Annotated in this window: 12 protein-coding genes and 1 pseudogene; 7 read left to right on the top strand and 6 right to left on the bottom strand. The window is 49.7% G+C overall.

What is annotated here, in order from left to right:
- Positions 1-58: 58 nt before the first annotated feature.
- On the bottom strand, positions 59-781 hold the full coding sequence (gene istB / locus BN1247_RS08850; protein ID WP_054949837.1) for an IS21-like element helper ATPase IstB: 723 nt from the start codon (positions 779-781) through the stop codon (positions 59-61).
- The gene (gene istA / locus BN1247_RS08845) at positions 778-2,271 is read right to left on the bottom strand and encodes an IS21 family transposase (RefSeq protein WP_231633401.1); all 1,494 of its coding nucleotides are present in this window, start codon (positions 2,269-2,271) and stop codon (positions 778-780) included. The genes istB and istA overlap by 4 nt, the downstream gene beginning before the upstream one ends.
- A gap of 159 nt (positions 2,272-2,430) precedes the next feature.
- Here istA and BN1247_RS08840 point away from each other — a divergent pair.
- The 3 genes and pseudogenes from BN1247_RS08840 to BN1247_RS08830 form a co-directional block, all read left to right on the top strand.
- Positions 2,431-2,895: pseudogene (locus BN1247_RS08840) on the top strand (winged helix-turn-helix domain-containing protein); the annotation flags it as partial.
- Positions 2,896-2,924: 29 nt separating this feature from the next.
- On the top strand, positions 2,925-4,277 hold the full coding sequence (locus BN1247_RS08835; protein ID WP_054950060.1) for a HAMP domain-containing sensor histidine kinase: 1,353 nt from the start codon (positions 2,925-2,927) through the stop codon (positions 4,275-4,277).
- A 47-nt stretch (positions 4,278-4,324) separates the two neighbouring features.
- On the top strand, positions 4,325-5,146 hold the full coding sequence (locus BN1247_RS08830) for a PepSY domain-containing protein (RefSeq protein ID WP_054950059.1): 822 nt from the start codon (positions 4,325-4,327) through the stop codon (positions 5,144-5,146).
- Positions 5,147-5,353: 207 nt separating this feature from the next.
- On the opposite strand, the gene BN1247_RS08825 is transcribed toward BN1247_RS08830, so the two are convergent.
- Together BN1247_RS08825 and BN1247_RS08820 are read right to left on the bottom strand one after the other, a co-directional pair.
- The gene (locus BN1247_RS08825) at positions 5,354-6,037 is read right to left on the bottom strand and encodes a DUF4956 domain-containing protein (RefSeq protein WP_054950058.1); all 684 of its coding nucleotides are present in this window, start codon (positions 6,035-6,037) and stop codon (positions 5,354-5,356) included.
- A gap of 1 nt (position 6,038) precedes the next feature.
- Complete coding sequence (locus BN1247_RS08820) at positions 6,039-6,800, bottom strand: polyphosphate polymerase domain-containing protein (protein WP_054950057.1); 762 nt, start codon at positions 6,798-6,800, stop codon at positions 6,039-6,041.
- Positions 6,801-7,146: 346 nt separating this feature from the next.
- On the opposite strand from BN1247_RS08820, the gene BN1247_RS08815 reads away from it, so the two are divergent.
- Positions 7,147-7,656, top strand: a complete 510-nt coding sequence (locus BN1247_RS08815) for a GyrI-like domain-containing protein (protein ID WP_054950056.1) — start codon at positions 7,147-7,149, stop codon at positions 7,654-7,656.
- 15 nt (positions 7,657-7,671) lie between these two features.
- Here the strand turns inward: BN1247_RS08815 and BN1247_RS17970 are convergent, their stop codons facing one another.
- Positions 7,672-7,872 (bottom strand): hypothetical protein, encoded by a 201-nt coding sequence (locus BN1247_RS17970; RefSeq protein ID WP_187119755.1) that lies wholly within the window; start codon positions 7,870-7,872, stop codon positions 7,672-7,674.
- 215 nt (positions 7,873-8,087) lie between these two features.
- Here BN1247_RS17970 and BN1247_RS08810 point away from each other — a divergent pair, with 215 nt between their 5' ends.
- Both BN1247_RS08810 and holA read left to right on the top strand, forming a co-directional pair.
- Positions 8,088-10,808 carry a DNA internalization-related competence protein ComEC/Rec2 gene (locus BN1247_RS08810; protein WP_074011100.1) on the top strand — a complete coding sequence of 907 codons (2,721 nt, stop codon included), beginning with the start codon at positions 8,088-8,090 and terminating at the stop codon, positions 10,806-10,808.
- A 159-nt stretch (positions 10,809-10,967) separates the two neighbouring features.
- The gene (holA, locus tag BN1247_RS08805) at positions 10,968-11,999 is read left to right on the top strand and encodes a DNA polymerase III subunit delta (RefSeq protein ID WP_074011306.1); all 1,032 of its coding nucleotides are present in this window, start codon (positions 10,968-10,970) and stop codon (positions 11,997-11,999) included.
- A 116-nt stretch (positions 12,000-12,115) separates the two neighbouring features.
- Here holA and BN1247_RS17965 read toward each other — a convergent pair whose 3' ends face one another.
- Positions 12,116-12,256: a hypothetical protein gene (locus BN1247_RS17965; protein ID WP_187119754.1), complete on the bottom strand. Its 141-nt coding sequence runs from the start codon at positions 12,254-12,256 to the stop codon at positions 12,116-12,118.
- Positions 12,257-12,505: 249 nt separating this feature from the next.
- Between BN1247_RS17965 and trpS the strand changes: the two genes are divergently transcribed.
- The gene (gene trpS, locus BN1247_RS08800; RefSeq protein WP_054950053.1) at positions 12,506-13,495 is read left to right on the top strand and encodes a tryptophan--tRNA ligase; all 990 of its coding nucleotides are present in this window, start codon (positions 12,506-12,508) and stop codon (positions 13,493-13,495) included.
- Positions 13,496-13,606 lie beyond the last annotated feature (111 nt).

Here is a 13,606-nt window from a genome sequence, read left to right as displayed (position 1 = left end):
TGCAAGTAGAAAATCCAGCAAAGTGCAATTAAAATTTCCAGCACCCCGGTTTCCAAATCTACCAATTCATGTAAGAATGCTTCAGTCGGTAACTCGTGCCACTAAATGTGATCAAGTAACTGTAATGCACAAGGCGATCGATGATCGCGTTCGTGAGTCGTTCATCGTGAAAGACACTGTTCCACTTACTAAATTCCAAGTTAGTCGTGAGGATGACGCTTCGCTTCTCATAGCATCCGGCAATGACTTGAAACAATAACTGCGCGCCTTCCCCGTTAAGGGGGATGTACCCCCATTCGTCGCAGATGAGCAAGTCCACCTTCTCCAACTGCTGTATAAATCGTTGCAATTGCCCCTTTTGGTTAGCGTCAATCAATGCATTCACGAGCGCCGCTGTGCGGTAAAACTTTACGCGCTGCCCTTGGTTGCAGGCTGCCACACCGATGGCTGTGGCAAGATGCGTCTTCCCTGTGCCGACTGGGCCGTAAAGAATTAGGTTTTCTTTACGCGCAACAAAAGATACCTCCTTTAATGTATCGATACTGAGGGGGCGGGGGAGCTCGATCCCTTCGAACACATACCCCTCAAACGTTTTGATCCTATCAAAATTCGCTTGCTTGAGTAACCGGTTTTTACGGTTCACCTCCCGCTGTGCCACTTCACTAGCGAGTAATTGTGCAAGGAACTGTTCATGTGTCTCTGCCTGAATAGTCGGATAAACATCGACGATGTGACTGCCGAGTTTTAGCGCCTTGCAGTGGGCGGCAATCATGTCTTTCATCGCCCATCACCTTTTCTTATTCTTAGCAAGTGATCGTAAGATCCAAGATCCGTCTTGTAAATAGCATGTGACGGCACGTCGTGTGAGACAGCAAGTGTAGAGCACTCATTCGCACGCCCGGTGAGACGGTACCAAGTGGCAAGTAAGCTATCCGCGTCATCCACGCCTTGGGCGAGTGTTTCTTCCAATGCCGTCGTCGCAAGTTGCATGTCTCCTTGGCTTAGAAATTCCGCAAGTAATCGCAACCCCTTCGGTCGTCGCTCCTTGACCGTTAGGTACTCGCGCCACGGGTCGGGCAGTTGTCTGTAAAACGCCGTATACTTCATCGCATTGGGCCGTTTCGCCATGAGTGACAAATACGGTGTCCATTTCATCGCTTCTTTCCCTTCTCCGTAGATACGGGAGTGCGTGACGATGGTGCGATAGGACTCATCTTGTACAATGACGCGATCGCAGGTCACTTTGAGCCATACTTCCTGACGTGCTAACCCCGGTGATGTCGAGTAACGGTTTTTCTGAAAGCATACTTTTCCGTACTTATCAGTTTTCGCTTTGACCATGCGGTGGACGTCAAAGGCTGTGCGCGGCAGTGGCTTGAACTGTGCAGCATCTGCTTGAAACCGTTCGGCGATCTGCTCCTGATGCTTATAGTGCGTACGCTGCATATCCCGTTCGCATCGCTGTAGTAGATCAGCGTTATAAGCATCCAGATCCTCAAATTTAGGGATCGGGACGAAGAAGTTTCGCCGGTGGTAGCCGACCTTATTTTCGACATGCCCTTTTTCGTTCCCGCTATTCGGGTTGCAAAAGGTAGGCTCGAAGCCGTGGTGATAGGCAAACCGGGCAAACGAATCGACGAGTTGGCGCTCACCGTTTTTACAAATCGTCGCTACAGCCGCAGATAAGTTGTCAAACCATAGACGCGTAGGGACGCCACCGACATGCGCAAAGATTCGTTTGAGTCCTTCCAGTAAACACTCGGTATTTTGTGCGCGGAAGACTTGGACGTAGGCCGCATTGCTGTATGGGAACGACACGTTTAAATAATAGCCTTTAAAGGCTTGTCCCTTTTCTTCAAACGTAGCCTCTCCGAAGTCGACCTGTGCCTCCCCCGGCGTATGTTCGAGCGGGATGTAACCGCGCGTCTTCTCCTTAAGTGCTGTCTTCTTCTTGGCAACGTAGTACTGAACGGTCCTTAGCGATACATTGAAGGCCTCACCGTGCATTTCCTTAAGGCGTTCATAGACGCGTCGCGCAGTATGCTTCTGTTTACGCGGAGCTTTTAAGTCGCCCTCTAGCCAATCGTCGATCGTCTCCTTGTAGGGATCCAGTTTGGATCGACGCGGTTTCCGCTTCGGAGTTTCATTCCAATCCTCCATGTCGATGTACTTTTTAATCGTTTTGAAGTCGTGTGTTGTTCGCCGCTGAATTTCTCGTAAAGATAGCCCTTCCCTTTCGTATAAAGACTTGATATAGTGAACGTGAACCATTGTCAACACCTCGTGTTTTCCTCCTCTAACTGATTGCCGTCAATTAGAGGGTAGTAATTAATTGGGGTGCTGGCAATGGTCTTTTCGTTTTCCAGCTCAATGCGGGATTTTTAAGTTGCGTTTTGCTCCATTTCTATTTTGCACTAAACAGATACAACGCCTGTGATCCTTTTAACAGCAAGGGATTCGACTCCCGATAAGGTGAGCGGCCTTGACCAAGGGGCGAACGATTACGTCTCGAAACCTTTTGAAATTGAGGAGCTTCTCGCGCGAATTCGCGCGTGCTTACGAATGCGCCACGCGGTTACACGGAAAGCCCATGAGGGCATACTTAAAGTGGAAGACCTCACGGTCAACGAAAAAACGCGAGAAGTGACGAAGGGAAAGCAAACGATCGACCTAACGCCTCGCGAGTTTGATTTGCTCATTTATTTAATGAAAAATGAAAGACAAGTATTAACAAGAGAGCAAATTTTGTCCAATGTATGGGGATTTGATTATTACGGGGATACAAATGTGGTTGATGTGTATATTCGCTACTTGAGGAAAAAAATAGACGAAGGTTTTGCAATGCCGCTTATTCATACGGTACGTGGCGTGGGATACACATTAAAGGGGCAATAACAAGAGGCAATAACAAGGGGCAATAACGAATGACTCTCCGCCGATTGATTTATCTCTTCTCTACAGCTTGGTTACTCGTCATCTTGCTCATTGTCAACATTTCCATTTATTTTTTGTTTTATAAAATCGCAACGGACAGTGAGCTGAATCGCATGATGAGTCAAACGAAAAACATCGCCACTGCCGTAAATCCGGGAAACAACGTTGCCCCGGCGGATTTACTGCGGGCTTATTTGCCTGCGAATGGCATGATCCGCGTCGTTAACCGACATTCCCAGCCGATCTTAACAGCGACAAAAAGCACAGAAATGACCGATCTTGCGCCTAAATTCCAATCGTCTCAATCGACTGGTCTTCAAAAGGTCAAGGGGGAAACTTACGGCGTCGTATCTGTTCCGATTATTTGGAATGATGGGCGGGTCGTCACATTAGAAGTTACCGAAAACCTACATGAGATTGGGAATAACTTGAATGTGTTGAAGGTGGTATTAGCGATCGCCTTTTTTGTGGTGATGATCCCCTCAATACTAGGGGGACGACTGTTAGGTAATATTTTATTGAGGCCGATCAACTCCATGATTCATACGATGAACGATATTCAACAAAGTGGCACATTCAAGAAAATCCCCTTACGCGAAAAGCAACAAGATGAATTGCATAAAATGGCGCACACCTTTAATCACACGATGGACATCCTTGAGGACAACTTCGAAAAACAACGGGCATTTGTTTCCGATGCGTCGCATGAATTGAAAACGCCGTTGACCGTGATCGAAAGCTATGCAAGCCTACTGAAGCGGTGGGGAATGAAAAAGCCGGAGGTTTTGGAGGAAGCAATTGATGCCATTCATTCGGAAACCGTTCGGATGAAAGAAATGACGACTCAAATGTTGCAGCTAGCAGAAAGCGACGAAGACTTGAACGTAAAATACTCAAGCGTCGATCTAGTAGAACTTTGCGAAAATGTAGGCCGGATATTCGAAAATACGTACCACCGGGAGGTACACATTGAAGCATCCGGCAAGCACGTACGCACCCGAGCAGATGAGTCAAAGCTGAAGCAACTCTTGTTTATTTTTTTGGATAATGCATGGAAATACAGCTCAGAAGCGATCGAAGTGCAAGTCGGCAGAGAAGGGGAGCACGTGTTTTTTGCAGTGCACGATCACGGCATCGGCATTCCAGAAGACGAGGTGGCACACGTCTTTGACCGTTTTTTCCGAGTGGACAAGGCAAGAAGTCGCACAACCGGTGGGACGGGATTGGGACTGGCGATTGCTAAACAAATTGTTGATGTACACCAAGGATCCATTAAGCTGGAAAGTGTTGAAGGCGTAGGAACAAAAGTGACGGTAATCTTTCCGGCTCTAAGCAATAATTAATAATGACGTGCTAAACGTACTGTACGTCTGACGTTGGGGGGTCTCACATGAAGTCTCACATAAAAAAGAAATGGTTGGCCATGCTGATTGGCCTATTGTTAGTTACCGGGATTGCGATCGGTGCTAGGCAATTGATGGCTGCGCAAAAGAAACAAACGATAACTGAGGCAGAGGCAGTGACGGTAGTAGAAACGATGTATGCCGGCAACGTAAAGAAAATTGCCAGTGATGGAGATGTTTATGACATTTACATGGAAAATACTTTCGGAGCATACAATGTGCAGCTTGACAAGCAAACTGGGGATGTTTTGAGTCTTGAACTCGTTAAGAAATTTGCGGGGACTAAAGATGCGGGGACTGATGCGGGGACTAAAGCAAAGAAAAAAGGATCACCAGACGAAAAATTGCCGCGGCCTAAAATCGATGACCGCCAGGCGAAACAAATCGCCCTAGATCGCATAAAAGGAAACGGGAAAATTACAAAAATTGAACAGAAAAACGAAAAGGGGAGACCGGTTTATACCGTTCACGGCAAAGGTGCGGAAGGGCAAGTCGAGCTGACGATTGACGGAAATACTGGGGACGTTTTATTTTATTCTACCGAACAGAACGATCGAGAGGGCCAATCGCGGCACAACGAAAAAGCAACGCCAAAAAATAAAATATCCCCCGAGAAGGCAAAGCAAATCGCGTTATCGAAGGTGAAAGGCGTCATTGATGACATTGAACTCGAAGAAAGTGACGGTTCGTATGTATACGAAATAGACATTGAAACAAAAGGAAAAGAGGCCACTGTCATTGTTCAGGCGTACACTGGTGAAATCCTTTCCGTCACTTTTGAAGAAGATGATGACGACGCCGACGATTAGCCGACGATTAAACGATCAAAACAATTGAACGAAAAAATGAACACGCATCAATAAACACGCCACAATAGACACGCTTCAATAAATACGCATCAATAAACACCTCCTACATTCGCGTACGAATGAGGGAGGTGTTTATTTGTGAAAAGCTGTCCCTTACAGGTTAGCGGGGGTTAACTTGATTGCCCTTAACTTTATAAATTCACGTGATTACTCTTCACTCGGTAAATAGGAAATGGAGACTTTAAGATTGGCATTTTTTTCACGAATGCGGTCCAGTAATTCTTTGTCTTTTGTACTATTTTTACTGCGAATCGCATACGTATACAAAATCATCGTCCCGAGATTTGTCGTCTCAATTTGCCGCAAGACATGATGCTCCGTATACGTCTTAAATACTTCATCTAACATATTTTCATAGTTTAAGTTTTCTGGTACTGTTACCTTTAAAATTTGTGTGTTTCTTCCTTTACCGTAATTTAATTTATGTATGAGGTAAAAAATGGCGCAGGAAAATAAGGTCAACATAACCGCTAAGCCAAAATGATATAAGCCGCATGTCATGCCCACGCAAAGCCCGAAAAAAATGTAGGCGATATCCTTCGCGTTAGTTACGGCACTTCGAAAACGAATCAAGGAAAATACGGCAAATAACCCGAAAGCGACACCTGCATTCCCACTGACAACATTCATCACCACAGATATGATAACGCTCATCATAATAATAGTGTGCACGAACGCTTGTGAATACCGCTCACCAGTAAATGTGATTTGGTATACCTTCGTAATGATTAAACTCAGAACGGTGGCTAGGATCATTGCCACTAAACTCATTAAAAGAGTTGGTTCGTTTTTTGCAGCATTAAATGTGAAGAGCTCATTAATTAAATCCATTTTACATACTCCCTATTTTCATAAGTTCTTTTGCGACTTCATTTGGAACGACTTCTGGTTTTAGTAACTCCATACTTGTGCAAAATTTTGATATACTTTTTTGCTCGCAATTAAGATTTTGTAACATCCGTGTCAACCATAAGGGGACACTGTGGCTTACTTTCACTTCCAAAATGATGACGTTAGGGTCAACAAAGTTATCGCCATACGGGCCGTGGTCAACCCGTAGATCCTCTCTACGGCAACGTAAATTCGAATCAAACGTCACTCTTAAATCGGGATCGTCCTTACAATGTAGGGCGTGCCGGTTATAACTGACGACCATCTCAGGCTCCAATTCGTATAGTTGCTTGAAATGGTGAATTTCGCGCAGACCTTGTGGATTGGATGGATGATAGTTCTCAAAGGCACTATTTGTCCCATTGGTCAAATAATGATAAGCCTCCTTGAGTGGAAGGACGATCCTTCGCTTGTTGACGACACTTTTATGTTTTTGCTTAACCTCAAAAAAGGCATCGCTAAAGATGTCTGCGTCGTCGTATACTCGTAAACGAAGTTTCTGACGGAATTTTAACTTGTTCTTCGTTTCGAAGTATATCGTTTGATCCCAGCTGTCAAAGTACAGACTCGTCACCGTATAACATCCCTCTTTGCCATGTTGATCGGGACGCATAAAGGGGGACATGTGGTGGACTAACTGCGCGTATTGTTCGCGTGTCAGCAAATATTTTTGTTCCCTCCTTCTGAAGATTTCAATGGCCATATGTCTCACCTCCCATCTGTTTCTATGTTAACGATAACTATCCATTCTGAGTACATTCTGTGAAGAAGATTAGAAACCGATGAGAATTAATTTTTCCGAAACTTATTATGATTGCTATTGAAACGGAACGTTTGTTCTGTTATATTAGAACTGAGATCACGGCAACCATGACCTAGACGTTCATTTTTCGGGTTAGTTCCGGTTAGAAGGAATATCTGAGGCAACGTCGAATGTGTGTAGTACTAGATCGTCGCTCAGACCCGCAAACCTTGTCAGGACGTCCCGATGTTCTTTGTATGCGTGCAAGTGAAGAAGCTCAAACATGTGAAGGAGGTTAAGATGACGTATGATCATTGAAACGAAGCTCGTCCATAAGCCTGTCTTTCGAGTGGTGGGCATTCAGGAGCAAGTACAATTAGGCATGGATGAGAAGCTGTCGGAGAACGCTATTGCCAAGCTGTGGGATCGGGTAAATGCGCGTACCGGCGAAATCTCTCATCAAGTTGGACACCGCGGTTATGGGCTAATTCACCATACCCCAGAGTCTAAACCGGGCGACCCGTTTACCTACATCGCCGGCGTTGGCGTTCACTCGTTCGAACACCTTCCTGAAGGATTGATCTCTGTCGAGGTCGCGGCTTCGCTTTATGCGGTCGTTACTTACCGGGGAATGCTGGATGGATTGGGGGAAGGGTTCGATTATTTTTGGAACTCTTGGCTGCCAACGGCTGACTATGTATATGATGGCATGTATGGGTTTGAGTTTTATGACCAGCGCTACCGGGACGCGAGCGATCCAGATTCCGAGATTGACCTGTATTTCCCGATTTCCCCCAAAAATAAGGAGGGTAAGTGAATGTGCTCACCTAACTTATCGAATGAACCGACAATCGTAAGGGGTTGAAACGATGGCTTGCACAGCTCGATCCACCCGCTTCAACACGAGATAGCGACTGTTTTTGTCCATGATACGGACTTGCGGCGCGCTGCGGTGTGGTACAGCGAACTTCTCGGTCTGCCGCTGCGTGAACGTGCATAATAACGAGCGCCACGGTGGCGTGGCTTGTTTCACGCTTTCTGATCTGGAGGGCAACCTTGCCATGATCTGTCAGGAAGAAGCGTAACTCAAGAAACTTTAACTTTCATACTTTGCTTTCATCGAACGCTGTTTGGAAATATGCGGCTTGTAGAAAGTACGAGTGTCAGGAGATATCCCCTAATAGGTGTTTAAAAGATAGTTATAAGTATTTAAGAGGTAAGTTTCCGCAAAAGGAGCGTGGGAGGGTCATGCGTAGGTGGTCGGTCGTTTGGACTGCCGGATGGGTCATTGGACTGTGGGGAGGCGCGCACGGTTGGCTACCGTTTGCATGGCTCCTTGCAGTGTCACTTCTCGTGATCGCGGTTGGCGGGTGGTGGGTCTACTGGCGGTGGAGCGGATTTCAACCGTTTCTCTTTCTTGCGGCTATTTTGATGGCGGCCACCTATATGACGTGGGTCGATGACCACAACCGATCGGTCTGGTCAGCTGAACAGCCGCCAGCACCCGCGTCAACAGATCGTTCAGCGGCTCAAGATCCATCAGCGAATCATCTATCACCTACTCATCCAGTGGAACTTCGCGGCTATCTTGTCGGTCAGATCGCTTCCCCAGTTACAATTGACGGCAACCGGGTGCAATTCACGTTGAGGAGCGAGACGTGGCAATGGGGCGAAAACCGGTCAATATTGGACAATCGACCGCCTAGCGAAAGCCCCCATGCCCGAGCTGCAACCTGGCCTGACACAACCCTCCATGCGGAAACCTCGCCTGTTGCACCCCCGCCTGTTGCAACTACGCCTGTTGCAACTACGCCTGCTGCACTCCCGCCTGTTGTCATCCCGCCTGCTGTCACCCCGCCTGTTGCCACTACGCCTGCGGCTATCGTATCCCCCACCGCAACAGGTGGGGAGAAAGTTGTCGTCCGCCTCACCGTCAAGCGCCCCGCCGACGTACAAACGGCGCAAACGCTCCAGCGCGGCAACCGTATCGGCATGACAGTTGTGTTGCAACAGCCGCCGCAAGCGCGCAACCCCGGCGCTTTCGATTACCGCACCTATTTGTACCGCCAGCACGTGCACTGGACCGCCAAAGTGGACACGCTCGAGGACGTTGAGCGCCTCTCCTCCGGATTTCATTGGTTGCGCCCGTTAGACAGCTTGCGTAACTTTTTGAGTAAACGCATTGCCGCCGTTTACGACGAACCGGTCGCCGGACTCGTGCGCGGCATGATTCTCGGAGAGCGACAGGCGGTCGACCCGCTTGTCGAGCGGCAGTTTGCGACGTTAGGCTTGCTCCATTTGCTCGCCATTTCCGGTTTGCATGTCGGGATCGTCGTGGCTCTCTGTTACGGTGGGTTAAAGTGGTTTGGGATGACGCGGGAACGGGCTGCACTTTGTGCGCTACTGTTTTTACCGATGTATGCCTTGTTGACTGGGGCGGGTACGCCGGTCGTACGGGCGGCAATCGTCGGTGGGCTCGTGTTGCTCACCATTGTCTGGCGGCAGTGGAAGGACAGTCTGCATTTTCTCGCGCTTGCGGGGGCGGCGATGTTGCTGTGGAACCCGTATTGGCTGTTTGAAGCGGGCTTTCAATTATCCTTCGCCATTACGGTCGCCATCGTCGTCGGCGTGCCAGTTTTAAGTGAACGGTTGGCGTTCGGGCCACTCGTATTGCGGCAAACACTCGCTACAACGCTCATCGCACAACTGTGTTCCTTTCCTTTAATTATATACTACTTCAATGAATTTTCTCTTCTATCTGGGTTGGCGAACGCAATTGTCGTGCCCGTTGTAAGCGTGGTCGTCATTCCGCTCGCATTTTTAACGGTATTGATGGCAGCGGTTGCAGTACCGCTGGCCTCTTTGCTCGCACAGTTCAACGCGTTAGTCGTGACGGGTGTGCTAGCGCTCGCTGATCAGTTTGCTGCGTGGGAAGAATTTCACCTCGTATGGGCGACGCCGCCGCTTTGGTGGATTGGCGTGTATTTTGTCGCGCTGTATGCGTTGTACGTGTACGGGTTACAGCGCCCACTCGTGCTCGCCTGCTGGCGTCGTGCGTTCGCGTCATTCGCCTTTCTGTTGGTCGTGTGGCTCGCTTACAATCCGTTACCGTGGGGGGATCGGCCGCTAACGGTGACGTTTCTCGATGTCGGTCAAGGAGATGCCGTCGTCGTCGAGACGCCGCAGCGGCAGACGATTGTGTACGATGCGGGACCGAAGGCACTATTCGGTACGGGAGGGTGGCGAGAGCGCCGTAACCCGTTCGATGCGGGCAAACAGGTCGTCATCCCGTATTTGCGCCACCGCGGCATTCGCACCATCGATTACCTCGTTATGAGTCACGGCGACGCTGATCATATCGGGGGCATGCAGGCGATTGTGGAAGCGGTCCCCGTGCGCCATTTTGTACGTGGGCCTGACACGAGCGAGCCATCCACAGTAGAGACGCAATTGATGCAGGCATTAGAAGCGAAAAATGTGCCGGTGTACCGCGCCGCGAGTGGCGTGGGTTGGGAACTGGAGCGCGGTCTATACTGGCAATTTGTGCAGGCTAACCCGCAGGTGTTGCGAACGGACGAGCGCAACGCACAGTCAGTGATCGTGCGGTTGGCGTTCGCGGGGCGATCCTTTTTGTTGACGGGGGATGCCGATGTCGAAGCGGAGGAGGCAATGCTGGACGCTTGGGACGTCCCGCCCGTCGACGTGCTAAAGGCGGGCCACCACGGCAGTAAAACGTCGACGGGGGAGACTTTAGTACAAAAGCTTAGACCGCGCATCGCCATCCTGTCAGCGGGGATTAACAATCGGTACAACCATCCGCATCCAGACGTTGTCGCGCGGCTTCAGCAGGCGGGGGTGGGGATGTTTCGCACAGATTGGCAAGGGGCGATCGTGTGCCGCGTGGCGCGCTCGGGGGAGCTAGAGATCGTCCCTACCCTCTCGACGTCTGATTTTTCCGGGCGAAGATGACGCGTACATGGTAAACTGAATAGTAACTAGTCACCGTGTGTATGAATATTAAAGAGGATCGACCCCAATTCGCAACGTTGAACGTTTTTATTCATTGCAGTTTGCGCGATAAAAAGGACAAGCGAAGAAAGATTGTGTGGATCGGATGTGGTGCAAGCGATGTATGACAAGATCGTGAAACAAATTAGGCAGCGAAAGTTTTCGCCGCTGTACGTTTTTTACGGCACAGAGACGTACTTACAGGAAGAGCTGATCAAACAGCTTCAAGCATACGTATTAAGCGATGGGATGGACGACTTTAATTACGCGGCGTACGATTTGGAGCAGGAACCGGTCGAACGGCTCGTACAAGAGGCAGAAACGCTGCCGTTTATGGGAGATAAGCGCCTTGTCGTCGGGCGCAATGCGTGGTTTCTCACCGGCGTGCGCGGCAAAAGCGACGTCAAGCACGCAATCGATGCCCTCGCTACGTATGCGGAACAACCTCTGGGTAGTGCGGTCGTCGTACTCACTGTGGCTCACGCCAAGCTCGACGAGCGTAAAAAGCTTGTGAAACAGCTGAAAAAGAAGGGGACAGTCGTCCCGTTTGCGCCTTTGCGGCCGCGAGAGCTCGTCAAGTGGGTACAAGCAGAGATCGCCCAGCACAAGGCAAAAATTGACCCCCGCGCGGCAGAACAGCTCGTGCAGCGCATCGGCACTGAGTTGGGGACGCTACACCAAGAGTGCGTGAAGCTGGCGACGCACGCTGGCGCAGGGGGGACTGTAACTCCCGAGCTCGTAGAGACGATGGTGCCGCGTACGTTGGAAGAAGATGTGTTCAAACTGATCGATTGCTTAGGTAAAAAAGCGGTGGACGGCGCCCTCAGCATTTTTTATGACCTGTTAAAAAAACGGGAGGAACCGTTAAAAATATTATCTCTCATTGCGCGGCAGTTGCGGATGATGATGCAGGTGAAGACACTGAGTGCCCAAGGCTACGCACAGCCGCAAATCGCTAAAGTGTTAGGCGTGCATCCGTACCCAGTAAAGATCGCTGCGGCACAAGCGGGGCGCTTTTCTGATCGTGCACTCGAACAGTTGTTGCTAGAGGCGAGTCGGACAGATTACGCGATTAAGTCGGGGCAAAAAGAAAAGACCCTCGCTGTCGAATGGTACTTACTCAGTTTCAACAACTTTACGCGCGCCAGTTGACATCCACATGTGAACAAAGTACACTAGAGCAAAATCTCCATATGCTAAAAAGTGGTGAACGGATCTTAGTACCGCTCAGACGAGTCGGCTTCAGAGAGCTAGCAGCCGGTGGAAAGCTAGCGCGACACTGACGGGAATTGGAATTCGGGAGCTGTCGACGACTGCGCCGCGCCAATGAGCGGCAGGTGGCAAGTTGCGTGAATCGTTGGTGAGGGCGGCGTGATCGCTGTAATCGTCAATGTTAACCGCCAGCTCACTGTTTAAGCAGTCGTGGACCGGTGAAACCGTTATGTCCTGAAGTGCGTTTTTTCGGGCGGGTATGCCCCTTGGGCGGATTTGAGGTAGCCGCGGGGTGTCTAGTATTTTTCGCGAGGGAGTATGCGGCGCAACGTCCGGAAAAACGAACGAGGGTGGTACCGCGAGACAAACTTCTCGTCCCTTTCGGGATGGGGAGTTTTTTTATTTTTTATCAAATGTGAGCCAAACTAACTGACGAGGTGTGGAAAATGAAACGTATTTTTTCTGGGGTGCAGCCAACCGGTGGCATCCACTTAGGGAACTACATTGGGGCGTTACAGCGGTTTGTGAAACTGCAAGAAGAGAACGAGGCGTTGTACTGTATTGTCAACTTGCACGCGATGACGATGCCGCACGACCCGGCGAAACTGCGCGAAAAGACGTTGGAGCTGGCGGCGCTTTATCTCGCGATCGGCTTAGATCCGCAGAAAGCGACACTGTTCGTGCAGTCAGATGTGCCAGCGCACAGTGAACTCGCTTGGATGTTGCAGTGCACGACGTATATGGGCGAGACAAACCGCATGACCCAATTCAAGGAAAAGAGCGAAGGGAAAGACTCGGTCTCCGTTGGCTTGTTTACTTACCCGGTCTTAATGGCAGCTGACGTGCTGCTTTACCAGGCCGATGCGGTGCCGGTTGGCGAAGATCAGAAGCAACATATGGAATTGACGCGCGACTTGGCGCTCCGCTTTAACCAGCGGTTCGGGGATACGTTCAAGGTGCCAGAGCCGTGGATCGAGAAAGTGGGGGCACGCATTATGGGGCTGGACAATCCGACGAAAAAAATGAGTAAGAGTGCGAAGACAGAAGGGAACAGTATCGCGCTACTCGACGATCCGAAAACGATTCGCAAAAAAATTATGCGCGCTGTCACCGACTCGGAAAACGTCGTGCGCTTCGATGCAGAAAACAAACCCGGTGTGAGTAACTTGCTCACGATTTACAGTTTGCTTGCCGAAAAATCGATTGACGACTTAGAGCGGGCGTATAGCGGTCAAGGGTACGGGCAGTTGAAAAAAGACCTTGCCGAGGTCGTCGTCGAGGCAGTGATGCCGATTCAAGAGCGGTACACCGACATTCGCCAGTCCGGCGAAGTAGAAAACGTGCTCACAGATGGCGCCGAACGCGCGCAGGCGATTGCCGAACAGACGCTCTGCGACGCGAAGGAAAAGATGGGCATTGTGTCCTTTAGGCGATAACAGAGAAGCAAGCGTTAATGGATTGATGGACGACGCGTACTAGACGCGTCCTGAAGATACTAGTCGGCCAATTGACCGTATATATGTACGGCAAATAAAAAAGCGACCCGC

The organism is Numidum massiliense, assembly GCF_001375555.1.
GTDB lineage: Bacteria > Bacillota > Bacilli > Thermoactinomycetales > Novibacillaceae > Numidum > Numidum massiliense.
This window is presented reverse-complemented; position numbering and strand designations above follow the sequence as displayed.

What these genes read in the sequence shown, in the direction of transcription:
- istB (WP_054949837.1), bottom strand. Translation starts at nt 781, where the DNA reads ATGAAAGACATGATTGCCGCCCACTGCAAGGCGCTAAAACTCGGCAGT.
- istA (WP_231633401.1), bottom strand. Translation starts at nt 2,271, where the DNA reads ATGGTTCACGTTCACTATATCAAGTCTTTATACGAAAGGGAAGGGCTA.
- BN1247_RS08835 (WP_054950060.1), top strand. Translation starts at nt 2,925, where the DNA reads ATGACTCTCCGCCGATTGATTTATCTCTTCTCTACAGCTTGGTTACTC.
- BN1247_RS08830 (WP_054950059.1), top strand. Translation starts at nt 4,325, where the DNA reads ATGAAGTCTCACATAAAAAAGAAATGGTTGGCCATGCTGATTGGCCTA.
- BN1247_RS08825 (WP_054950058.1), bottom strand. Translation starts at nt 6,037, where the DNA reads ATGGATTTAATTAATGAGCTCTTCACATTTAATGCTGCAAAAAACGAA.
- BN1247_RS08820 (WP_054950057.1), bottom strand. Translation starts at nt 6,800, where the DNA reads ATGGCCATTGAAATCTTCAGAAGGAGGGAACAAAAATATTTGCTGACA.
- BN1247_RS08815 (WP_054950056.1), top strand. Translation starts at nt 7,147, where the DNA reads ATGATCATTGAAACGAAGCTCGTCCATAAGCCTGTCTTTCGAGTGGTG.
- BN1247_RS08810 (WP_074011100.1), top strand. Translation starts at nt 8,088, where the DNA reads ATGCGTAGGTGGTCGGTCGTTTGGACTGCCGGATGGGTCATTGGACTG.
- holA (WP_074011306.1), top strand. Translation starts at nt 10,968, where the DNA reads ATGTATGACAAGATCGTGAAACAAATTAGGCAGCGAAAGTTTTCGCCG.
- trpS (WP_054950053.1), top strand. Translation starts at nt 12,506, where the DNA reads ATGAAACGTATTTTTTCTGGGGTGCAGCCAACCGGTGGCATCCACTTA.